9 protein-coding genes are annotated in these 10720 nt (G+C 66.0%); 2 read left to right on the plus strand and 7 right to left on the minus strand.

Annotated elements, in window-relative coordinates:
• The 7 genes from JSV65_10945 to JSV65_10975 all read right to left on the minus strand — a co-directional run.
• On the minus strand, positions 1 to 224 hold a 224-nt coding region (locus JSV65_10945; GenBank protein ID UCH33104.1), incomplete at its 3' end, for a hypothetical protein.
• 19 nt (positions 225 to 243) lie between these two features.
• A complete protein-coding gene (locus JSV65_10950; GenBank protein ID UCH33105.1) occupies positions 244 to 1635 on the minus strand; it encodes an FAD-dependent oxidoreductase in 1392 nt (463 codons plus the stop codon).
• Positions 1636 to 1726: 91 nt separating this feature from the next.
• A complete protein-coding gene (locus tag JSV65_10955; protein ID UCH33106.1) occupies positions 1727 to 4612 on the minus strand; it encodes a hypothetical protein in 2886 nt (961 codons plus the stop codon).
• Positions 4613 to 4682: 70 nt separating this feature from the next.
• Entirely contained in the window at positions 4683 to 6035 is a 1353-nt protein-coding gene (locus JSV65_10960; GenBank protein UCH33107.1) for a neutral/alkaline non-lysosomal ceramidase N-terminal domain-containing protein, read from the minus strand.
• A 74-nt stretch (positions 6036 to 6109) separates the two neighbouring features.
• Positions 6110 to 6916 (minus strand): peptidoglycan editing factor PgeF, encoded by an 807-nt coding sequence (gene pgeF, locus JSV65_10965; GenBank protein ID UCH33108.1) that lies wholly within the window; start codon positions 6914 to 6916, stop codon positions 6110 to 6112.
• A gap of 85 nt (positions 6917 to 7001) precedes the next feature.
• The gene (locus JSV65_10970; protein UCH33109.1) at positions 7002 to 8345 is read right to left on the minus strand and encodes a hypothetical protein; all 1344 of its coding nucleotides are present in this window, start codon (positions 8343 to 8345) and stop codon (positions 7002 to 7004) included.
• Between the two features lie 117 nt (positions 8346 to 8462).
• Positions 8463 to 8897, minus strand: a complete 435-nt coding sequence (locus JSV65_10975) for a PaaI family thioesterase (protein ID UCH33110.1) — start codon at positions 8895 to 8897, stop codon at positions 8463 to 8465.
• A 321-nt stretch (positions 8898 to 9218) separates the two neighbouring features.
• Here JSV65_10975 and JSV65_10980 point away from each other — a divergent pair, with 321 nt between their 5' ends.
• A complete protein-coding gene (locus JSV65_10980; protein UCH33111.1) occupies positions 9219 to 10304 on the plus strand; it encodes a trypsin-like peptidase domain-containing protein in 1086 nt (361 codons plus the stop codon).
• Positions 10305 to 10448: 144 nt separating this feature from the next.
• Positions 10449 to 10720 (plus strand): hypothetical protein (locus JSV65_10985; GenBank protein UCH33112.1); only part of this gene is annotated, 272 nt, incomplete at its 3' end.

Consider the following 10720-nt stretch of genomic DNA (forward strand, 5'->3'; position numbering starts at 1 on the left):
AACACGGCATCAACGTCGCTCGCGCGCAGGCCGCTTCTCCGATCAAGCTCCGACGCCATGCGATCGGCGTCCTCACCCGACGGGTCAACCAGTAGGCGGAACCCCTCACCGGTTATCAGGGTAGTCGTGCACACCCCGGCGCGGACTGGCTGCTCCTCGCTCTCCCCCCAGAAGCGGTTGCGCGAGACATTGCCGATGGTGATGACGTCGAACCGTTGAATCACGTCGCCGTCCTCCCTCCCCCTACCCCCCCGGTAGTGGCTCCGGCCGCGGCCGGAGCACGACCTTGCCATCTAAGAGCCGCCGACGCAGCGCCTCGGCATCTACCTCGCGCGGGGTGTGACCCGCCGCGGTCGCCATTGCCGCCGCCGTGCCTGCGGCCTCGCCGCAAATCAGGCAGCAGACCGTATTCCGCGTGCTGTTGTGCGCCACCAGATCCACCGTCATCATGCGGCCCGCGATCAGCAGGTTGTCCACGCCAAGCGGGATCAGCGCGCGATAAGGTATCCCGTACGCGCCCGCCTCGCGCACGGCATACTCGCTGTTGTCTATGAATCCGAAACAGCCAACTTGATCGTCGAATTGAGCGCCCTGCGTGCAGTCCTGCTGCGTCAACTCATACTCGCAGCGAACGGCGCGCGCGCGGCGCTGCCCGACCGACGGCGCCGGTCCGGCGGCGTAGCACTCCCCGCATCCCGCGGCATGCTTGCGGAACAGTTCCACGACCTCGAACATCTGCCCGCGCAGCGTCGTTTCCGCGGAGGTCAAGGCGTCAACATCGAGGCCGTCGTTGGGCCCGTAGTTGATGCAGTTGCAGTAGGTTAGCTCGCGCGGACGCACGGAAGACGACAGGAAGTAGTGCGGCACGGGCGCGCCGGTCTCTTCGCCGAGTTTCCTCATGTCAATGCCGAGCCGCACGAGGTCGGGGGCGTTCGCTCCCGGCTTGACCGCATGCGCGAGCTGCGTGACGAGGCCGCGCGAATCGAGATCCCGTTCAATTTCCGCTAGATCCACGTTGCACAGCCGAAACGTGAACCCGGCTGAATAGGCGCCGCGCTCACCGGCCTTGAAGTGGACGAATTCCGCGCCGGCATACGCCGCCAGATCGCCGTCACCGGTACAGTCAACACACTGCTTGGCGCGGATCAAGCTGCGCCCCGCCTTGTTCCACACGACGACGCCGTCTATATGCCCGGCGCTCGCGTGGACTTCGTCCATCACGGTATGCAGCAGCAGCCTCACGCCCGCTTCGAGACACATGCGCGCCGCAGCCAGCTTGAACGCCTCCGGCTCCACGGGCGTGAGCATGCTGACGAAGTCGCCGCCGCGCTCCATGCGCACGTGCCCCACGCCGCCGCCGAGGTGCTGAACGCTGTCCACGAGTTCCTGCGCTACGCCTCCGACGACGCGCATACGCTCCGCGCCTGGATGGCCGTCGAAGACATTGAAGAACGTGTGCAACCCGGTGGCGCCGGTGATGCCCATGCCGCCGAGCCAGCCGGCTTTCTCGACCAGAACCGTGCTTGCGCCGCTGCGCGCGGCCGCTATCGCTGCCGCGATGCCGGCCATCCCGCCGCCGGCCACCACGACGTCGCACGGATCGTAACGGCTCTCGTCAATGGTAGGGAGTTGCATCTTGCTTCCCTTTCCGGTTCTGTATCGCCCGTGGCCGCACGGGACTGTCCGCCGCGGCCTGGCGCAACCGCTCGCCGTGAGCGCGACGCCGCTACGAATCATCCCAGCGCCACAGGCGGTGGAGGTAGCCGTCGCGGCCGCGGCCCGAGAAGTCCGGCACGGGGCCGGGGGACTTCGTTTCATGCAAATCGCCGGGCTGCCAGCGTCCAACGGCGCCGTCGTCTGGAGCAGACGATGATTCCTCCAGCGACAGGGCACGGTCGTACACAGCGATCTCTTCGATAGTCCCGGTGAACACGTCGCCACCGTGCCCGCGTCCGGCGATGCGGAAAGGCACGACTCGAGTCGGCACGTCCGGGGGAGCCGGGCCCTCTGCCGTAAGCCTTCCGTCAACGACGACGCTCAGGCGTTCGTCCCCGATCACGCAGGCCAGGGTGTGCTCACTCCCCGGGGTGATGATAGCTTCCGTCGCGACGTTCCGTTCCGTCTCGCCCTCATACACGCCCCAGACGATTCGCCCTTGTCGCAGATAGCAGAAGTACTCGAACGGCGTGCCCTTGGCAAAGAGGAACTGCTTGGTGTCAACGTCATCCGCGAAGCGCGCGCGGGTGAGGATAGTCATCGTGCCCGCCGGGTCGAGGTCGGAATGATGCGGGATTTCGACAAAGGCCGACGCGACGGAGAGTCGCTCCGGCACGATGGCGATGGGTTGGAACGTGACGGTGACGCCCATGTTCGAGACATCGCGAATGACGGCCGCCCGCAGGGATATCGTCACGCCGCCTTCGCCTTGGAACCGCGCCGCCTGGAGCGCGATCTCCTCGGGAGTCTCGTCGCCCTCGACGTCGTCCTGCCAGATTACCTGGTCGTCCACCAGAACCTGCTTCACGATGTGGCCGGGCCACGCGTGAGGCGGCGTGCCGCTTTGGGGGTAGCTATCGCTGACGGAGAACACGATCTGGTAGGTGTCCAAGCGCGGCAAGACGACGCGGAGGCACGCCCCAGCGGCGGCCGGAGCGGGCTGAGGCGTTCGGCCGGGCAGTGAGAACACCAGTGCAGTCTCGGCCGTCTCCGCGTTCCACGCGCCGTCGGCAGACATCTGCCAGTCCGCCGGGGCGGAGACATCCCGCAATGCGGCGGACTTGATTTGCTCGACACGTCGTGCCTCTTCGGCCAGCGCCCGCGCGCGGTCTTCCACCGCACCCAGCGCGCGCTCATACCGGTCAAACGTGTTGACGACAAAGCCCTGCGCGACGTCCGCGTACTCCGCATGGCCGCTGCCGGCCCAGAACGTATCGTAGTGCGCGCGGGCATCCGAAATCGCCCGCCGCGCGTCGGCGACGGCCTGTTCGATGCGCGCCACCGGGTGGGCGCGGGCCGGTTCGACGACGGTAAAGGCGACGAAGCACTCGTCGTTGGCTTGCTGCAAAGCGCGGGCGGCCTCGGGTCCCATGAGACGAGCCAGCACCGACTGCTCGGCGGCCTCTTGCCCGAACGCCGACGGCCGCCACGCGTACAAGCCCCACATGGCGTGCGCGTATTCGGCGTGGTTCACCGTGTCGCCGCCGCCGCAGCACATCCAGAACACATCAGCATAACGGTGCATGTCAGCGAACGTCCCGGCGACCTTGCGGTTGGGCAAGCCGAACCCGTTCCGCCACTCCCATGTCAGACCGTGCCAACCGAACATGAGGGGATAGTACATCGCATCCGCCGCGCCGTAATGCGCCTTGCCGCGGTGGAAATACGAGATGGAGCGCGGGCCGTTGTACCACCACAGGTACTGCAGCCCTGTCTCGCTGCGGAAGCGCTCGATCTGCGCCGGATCGTAGAACGTCATGAAGAAGGGAATCCGACGCAGCAACTCGTCGCGGGCGAAGGCGAGGAAGTAGTCGCGGTGAGTACCGTCATACCGCGAATAGTGAGTGGGGCAGAAGTAGATGTCCCCCGGCGCTATCCCCCGTTCCACGGCGCGGTTCGCGATCTGACGCAGCAGAAACGCCTGTTCACCAGCAAGGCCGCCGAAGCGCTCGCGGCATCGGTCGCAATGCCCGGATAGGTACCGGGGGGCGATATCGTCGGCGAGGTACGCAATGCCGTCGCACCCCGCGTCGAGGAAACGATCATAGACGCTGAGCACTCGCGCGACCTGCGCGGGGTCCGAGGCGCAGATATATGACGATTCGCGCCACGAGCCGACGTAGCGGACCCCGCCGAAGAAGCGCATGCCCCTGCGGTGGGCCTCGCGCACGAGGTCCGCGAAGCCATCGGGCAGCCGCACGTGCCCCGCCAACTCGTAATACACCAGGTTAATGCGATGCTCCGCGAGCCAATCCAGGTAGTAGGTGTACGTGTCGCGAGTCGCAATGCCGCCGACGCCGGTTTCCTCCGCTTCTCTCCCCCACCCCAAGCCGAGGCGCTGCGGGATGACGTAGATCGCCCGCACCGGTACGGCGGGGCTATCGTCAATGTCCACGCAGCGGATGCTGACGGCGCCTCCCTCGTGCCGCATGAGTTGAGGAAGCGACAGCGCGCCGTACAGTAGGCCGGAGGCGTCGCTGCCGGCCACCGCTGCCTCGACGCCGCCGCTGCCGGATCGGACGCGGATGCGGTATCCCTCAGGCCCCGGGGCGGAGGGCGTCACGGCGGCGCCCAACTCGGACGCGCGCGATGCAATACGCTCGTTCGCCTGAGGCGTGCAGAGCCAGACCGTGAATTGGGCGGAGCGCTGCACTCGATGCGTCACGCGGGCATCCAATCCGAAGCGCGCTTTCAGCAGCGTCGCCAGGCGTGCGGCGGCGTAGTGCTCAACCTCACCGGCTGTGTCGGAGAGGACTACCGAGACAGGACCCGTAACGGGAAAGCTCCGCCCGCGGTCAACCGATTTCCGCGGGCGCGGCAGTACGCTCGCGCCGGCCGCCGCGGCGAGAGACAGCACGCATGCCAGTGACACCAGGATACAGAGCCGCTCCAGCATTTCGGTCGCTCCGGATCGGCGAGCGCGACACATTCCCGCATGTCAAGCGCCCGCTCCAGGCCCGACGCCTTCACTCCTCGCCGGGCGGGAGCAGCGGGCGCACCGTCTGCTTCATCTGGCTCACGAGGATCGGTCCGAGCATTGGCCCATAGAAGGAAGTCCCGCTCTCATAGGCCCCAAGATCGTACTGCTCGAATGACAGGATGTAGCCGATCGCGCTGTTGGCGAGGCCGATAATCATCGGGTACTTGGCCCCCAGGGAAGCCGCATCTCGCTTCATCTGAAGCCCGAGTTCCGTAATCGCCTCACCCGGCACCGCCATCAGGACCGCATCACCTATGCGCACGGCCTGGAGACGCACCTTGTCCGGAAAGAGCTGCGCCATGATTCCCTCGAGCACCTCGGGGTCGACCTCGGTAAGCTGGTATTCCTGGCCGGTGCTCGCCATGAACGCCGGCGACAGGCGCCGCTTCGGGAGATCCCACATCATGCTGCTGATCCGGATATCGGCCTCAGTGGACCAGTCGGCCTGCTCGGCGAGATCCCAGGCCTGTTCCGCGAGCGCCTTGCCATAGGCGTCAACGCGTTCCCAGCCGGAGCCGAAGTCGCCGGCGGTAGTCTGATCGCCCTCCGCGCCGTTGAAGAACAGGGCCAGCTCGCGGCGTGGCAGGCGGCGTTCCAGTTCACGGCTCATGGCGCCGGGCCACTCGCCGGAGATGAGGAAGCTGTCGGCGCCCATCATCGTCGGGTGCGCCGTAAAGTTCACCACTATCGCGAGCGTAGCTCCCCCTCCGGGGCCGCCGCCTGCGAAGGTGACCTTCATGACCGTCATCGTGGGGTCAACGAGCCCGCCGCCGGTGGCGCGGCGATTGCGGTTGAACCCATCCAGAGCGGCTGAGGCGAAGCCGATTCCGGCCACCATGTCTTGCTTGTCGGCCATGCGGATTGATTCCGCGATGCGCTCCGTCGTCCAGTCGAAGAACTTGGGATGGAAGTTGCCGAAACCCAGCGGCCAGGCATCGCCTCCGGGATGCAGGCACTCGGGAGCGGAGTGGCTGTGCGTGGCTGCAAGCATCACGTTGTCAGCGGTGAAGCCGAGATCAGCCACCTTCGCCACAACGGCATCCTTCATGCCGGGCGAGATGCCGCTGAGGTCCGTGGACACGAAAGCGACCTTCGTGTCTCCGTCAGACAGAACGAGGGCGCGAGAGAAGATCTCGTCGCGCACGCCTTCGGCCGGCTTGCCGAGGCGCTCCCCGAACCCGGCGAGCGAAATAGTCGGAAACTCCGCGAGCGACGGCGTGATGCTGACCCTTGCGACGCCCGCCGACAAGCTTGCCGCAGCCGGCGTCATCTGCGACAGCAGTGCCACGCCCACCACAACCGCGCATGCCATCCTGACGAGCATTCTGCCTTTCATCATTATCCCTCCGTGTTGTCGATCCGCAATTATCCTTACATCCCGGCGGTCGCCCCGTTCGAGCGCCCCGGGGTGTATCACCGGAGACATAGAACAGCTACGAAGCGGCCGGTCGGCCTTCCTTCTTGTCGATCAGAGTAGAATTCGTCGGTGCGGCAGGCGGTACACAGTCCGCACCGTTCAACGCGATCTTCGTCCAGCCCGGATTCGACCAATTGCTGGCGATTCGCCTCCTCGAGGTTCGCATACCACCGCCCGTTGCGCTGCTGCACCACGGGCTCCCGGTACGGGAATCCCGCGCTGACATCACGTGCGATCTCCTCGGTGACCTCGTAGCAGCAGGGGCCGATGGCGGGCCCGATGCCCGCGAGCAGCGCCGCAGGCCGGCTGCCGCATTGGGCCGCGAGGAACCGCACCGCCTTGGCCGCAATCGCCGCGGAGGTGCCGCTCCCTCCGGCATGCACTAGGGCGCCGATGTGATTCTCCGCGTCATAGAGCACAATCGGCGCGCAGTCCGCGACGGTGATGGCAATCGTGATGCCCGGCTCGGCAACGACCAGCGCGTCCGTGCCCGGGATCCAGTCCTCGAGCGTCACGCGGCCGGCTCCCGCATCGCGGTCGCTCACCACGTGGATCGCATCGCCGCCGATCTCCTGCGGCACCGTGTATTTCCGGAAATCGAGGTCGAGCGCCAGACACAAGCGCCGGCGGTTCTCGATGACGCGTTCGGGGCTGTCGCCGACATGGAGGCTCAGGTTCAGGCTGTCAAAGGGTGGCGCGCTGACCCCGCCGTGACGCGTCGTCACGCCGTGTATGACTTCTTCGGCGGCCGCGATCAACTCGAACTGATACACCGGGATATCAGCGACAGCGGTACGGTGCACGGCATACTCCAATAGGACCTCGCGGCGGAAACCGCGCTCGATGCACTTCGCCTCCGCATCGAAACGTGCGCGCGCCGGCCGTCGGCTATGGGCGGAACTGGATCGAATAGAGATCGGCGTCGGTGAGAGCGACGCGCAGGCGCACGGCCTTGCCCTGCTCGGCGCTGACATCGGAGCCGTCGTTCCAGGTGACAACCTGCTCAATCTCATCGCCGTAGATCTCGGGGCAGTCGTCGAGCGATCGTCCCGCAATCGGTCGGCCCTGGGCGTCCTGCATTTCCACGCGCACGCTGCCCGCGGCGCTGGTGGCGTAGTTGATGACCAGTTCCTTGCCCTGGAACGCCAGCGGCTTGGTCAGGAACTCGCCGCCCGGGTGACCCGCATGCACGGACACGAAGCCGTCGGTGCGCAGCGTGCCTCGACGCAGTCGCGCCGTCGGGTGGCGATAATGCTCGACCCAATAGACCGAGAGCTCGTCCGCGCCGGTGGGCACGACGCCGGCCGCGATGTGCATGTTGCGCTCGGTCCAATTGTCGCGGTCGAGGCCGGGCCGCAGGAACGCTTCCACGAAGCGATGCCAGTGCAGTCCGTCGCGGCTGGTCATGAAGACGCCGTCGGAAACGCCGCTGCTCGACCACTCGGCGACGCGCTTGCGCTCGGGCACGAATCGCTTGGGGAAGCCGAGGTAGATGTGCGGCGCGCGGAAGTACGGCGTGATCGCGTTGGTGTAGAGATGCTCGGTCGGCGCGTCGCCGAAGTCGAGCCAGGTTGTGCCGGACCAGTTCAGAAAGTCGGCCGAAGTCGCGCGCCCGATGGTGCGGATCCCGCCGATATTGCCGCGGAGGTAGGCGACGTATTGACCCCGCACTGTGTCCCAGAACCCTAGGTTCTGCGAATCGAACGCCCCCTCAGTGATGACCGGCTCATCGCGCATCTTCCGCCAATGAATGCCGTCCGGCGATGCGAGGGCGATGAGCGGGCCGCCCGCCAGCGCCTTGTAGCGCTCGGAGTCCGCCGCGGCGGGATTGGCATCCCTAAACGGCGCGAAGTTGTGCGTGCCTTCGCCGGTCCAGATGACGTTGTTGTCCGACGTGCCCTTGACCTCGAACAACCCCAGCGACGGCTTCGTCCAGTGGATGCCGTCCGGGCTTTCCGCGTAGCAGGTCACGTCATCAGGATCATCCGGTTCGCCCCAACCCCGGTAATACATGCGGTAACGGTCCTCGTCCTTGAATACCGTGACGTAGAAGCTGATCGGGCCCTCCCATGGCGCATCGAACTCGAGCGCGACCTCGCGACGGGTGGGGTGATGCAGGCGCAGGCTCACGTTGGTCATGCTTTGGATGAGCCAGTCGTCAACAAATGGTTCAACTCCGGATCCGATCTCAAGCACGGGGGCCTCCTCTGCCGCGGCTGCGAAAGCCGCCACAGTGACACAGCCGAATGCGATGATTGCGTTTCGCAGAAGCGGGCTTCGTCCCAAACCGCGGCACCTGCGCACGATATGCCTCTTCCCGGCGCCGAGCAGGCGGCGCATGCTCGCCCTCTACTTGTAGCCGATGCTTTCCGTCAGTTGTATCTTACTTCGAACGAACACGCCGCTTCCCCTGGCAAGTTCTCTGCCCTCGGCGTCGCACAGCACCGATTCCGCGATGTACTGGTTGCGGGTATGGTTCACGACCCTCCCAACCGCCTTTAGCGTGCCCTCCGACACCGGACGGGTGAGGTAAATGGTGAAGCTGGTGGTCAGGACGAACACGTCGTCGACCATCGAGTTGACTGCGAAGAACGCCGCGTTGTCGAGCGCCATGAAGTAGAGCGCGCCGTGCAACGCGCCCGCGGCGTGGAAGAACTGCGGCTTGACCGGCATCACGATTTCGGCGGTGCGCTCGCCGATTCGTACTCTCGCGCCCGTCAGCTCGACCAACGGCGCGGAGTGCATCATATTCTCAAGCCTACGATAATGTGATTCGTTGCTCATATTCGCGCAGGCCTTTCGAGTCGCCCGCCACGCGCCGCTTGCGGACGCACGGAACCGCGTCACGGCGATGACCTATCCGGGGCTGATGTGTCGGGTACAATGCGCCGGTTTCTTCATCCCTATCCCGCCATCCTCTCCATGCTGATGCGCGGCGTTGAAGGCGGCGACGAGCTTCCGGCGGCTCGCCGTGTGGCTCCTGCGCCCTTGACACGCGTCACGTCGGTTGATAGTCTAACCGGGGCTATTTGTACGACGCTTGAGGTGCGTACATCGCGAGCGTCGCGCTAGCGGTTGCACCAGCGGACGAAGGAGAACCCTCACTTGCGCTTCCGACCGCCGATGCATCATCGAGGACGCACAGGCGTCGCCGTCATCCTTCTCGTGCTCGTCATCGTCGGGGCGCTCGTGGTTTGGCTGATCGCGCGTGGGGGCACCGGCGCGGGAGCTTTCTTCACTGAGGGCCCCGGCGCGGCGACCGAGGAAGACATCAGCCGCGCAGTGGCCAAGGTGGCTCCGGCGGTCGTGCGCATCAATACGACGGTCGGCGGCGGGCCGGAGGCTGTCGTCAAAGGCCTGTTCGGCGGCAGCCCCGAGGGGATTCTGCCGCGCCGCGGGCAGGGCTCGGGCGTCATCATCAACGGGCGCCGCGGGTATGTCTTGACCAACGCCCACGTCGCGCGCGGGGCGCGCGAAATCCAGGTGACGCTGCCCGACGGCCGGAGCTTCAATGGCAAAGTGGTCGGCGCCGACTCGGTCACCGATATCGCGTTGGTGCAGATCAAGGGTAACAACCTTCCGCAGGCCGAACTCGGCAGCGCGGAGCGCCTGCCCGTCGGCAGTTGGGTCGTCGCAGTGGGCAACCCGTTTGGGCTGGAGAACACGGTGACCGCCGGCGTGTTGAGCGGCAAGGGGCGGACGATCGTCGGCGAAGGCGCCATTGCGGTCACGGATCTGCTGCAGACCGACGCGGCGATCAACCGTGGCAACAGCGGCGGCGCGCTGATCGACCTGCGCGGACAAGTCGTCGGGATGCCGACGGCGATTGTCCCGTACGCGCGGGGTATCGGCTTCGCAGTTGCCATTGATACGGCGAAGGCCGTCATCCCGGAGCTGGTGCGCACCGGCAAGGTCTCTCATGCATGGCTGGGGATCTCATACACGACGCGCATGCGAGACGAAGGTGTCGTCATCCAGCAGGTACTGCCGGGCACGCCCGCCGCGAAGTCCGGCCTCAAACCGGGAGACGTGATCGAAACGCTGCAAGGCAAACAGGTGCGCGATACCGAAGACGTCGCTCGGATCATGCGCCGAAAGCGCCCCGGCGACACGCTGGAACTCACCGTCCTGCGCCAGGGCGAACGGCGCACCGTAACCGTGCACCTCGGCGAGATGCCGGAACTCAGTTAGCCCGATTCCTCATGACGCGGTCAGACTTGCTGCGCGGCGCGGGGAAAGCGATGGAGAACCGCCGCGCTGAGGGGCGGCCGGGGTCGTAGCGGCCGCGCCGACCCATCGCAGCTGCGAATAACGCTGCTGGCTCCGGGGGCTATCATGAAGACGGCTGATTCCGAGGGCCTCGCGAAGTACGGGCACTTCAGCGACGACGGTCGGGAGTTCATTATCACCTCCCATTCCCCTCCCCGACCGTGGATCAACTACCTCTCCAACGAAAACTACTGCGCGCTCTGCTCGCACACCGGCGGCGGATACTCCTTCTACCAGAGCGCGGGCTATGACAGGATCCTCGGCGAGTATCCGTCTCTCGTCGTGCTCCGCGACCGCCCAGGTCGCTACATCTACGTCCACGATGCCGACGATCCCAA

It is taken from the genome of Armatimonadota bacterium, from assembly GCA_020354555.1.
Taxonomy (GTDB): Bacteria; Armatimonadota; Hebobacteria.

Bases quoted from the DNA above. Each gene is read 5' to 3' on its own strand.
- JSV65_10950 (UCH33105.1), bottom strand. From the start codon at position 1,635: ATGCAACTCCCTACCATTGACGAGAGCCGTTACGATCCGTGCGACGTC.
- JSV65_10960 (UCH33107.1), bottom strand. From the start codon at position 6,035: ATGATGAAAGGCAGAATGCTCGTCAGGATGGCATGCGCGGTTGTGGTG.
- JSV65_10955 (UCH33106.1), bottom strand. From the start codon at position 4,612: ATGCTGGAGCGGCTCTGTATCCTGGTGTCACTGGCATGCGTGCTGTCT.
- JSV65_10975 (UCH33110.1), bottom strand. From the start codon at position 8,897: ATGAGCAACGAATCACATTATCGTAGGCTTGAGAATATGATGCACTCC.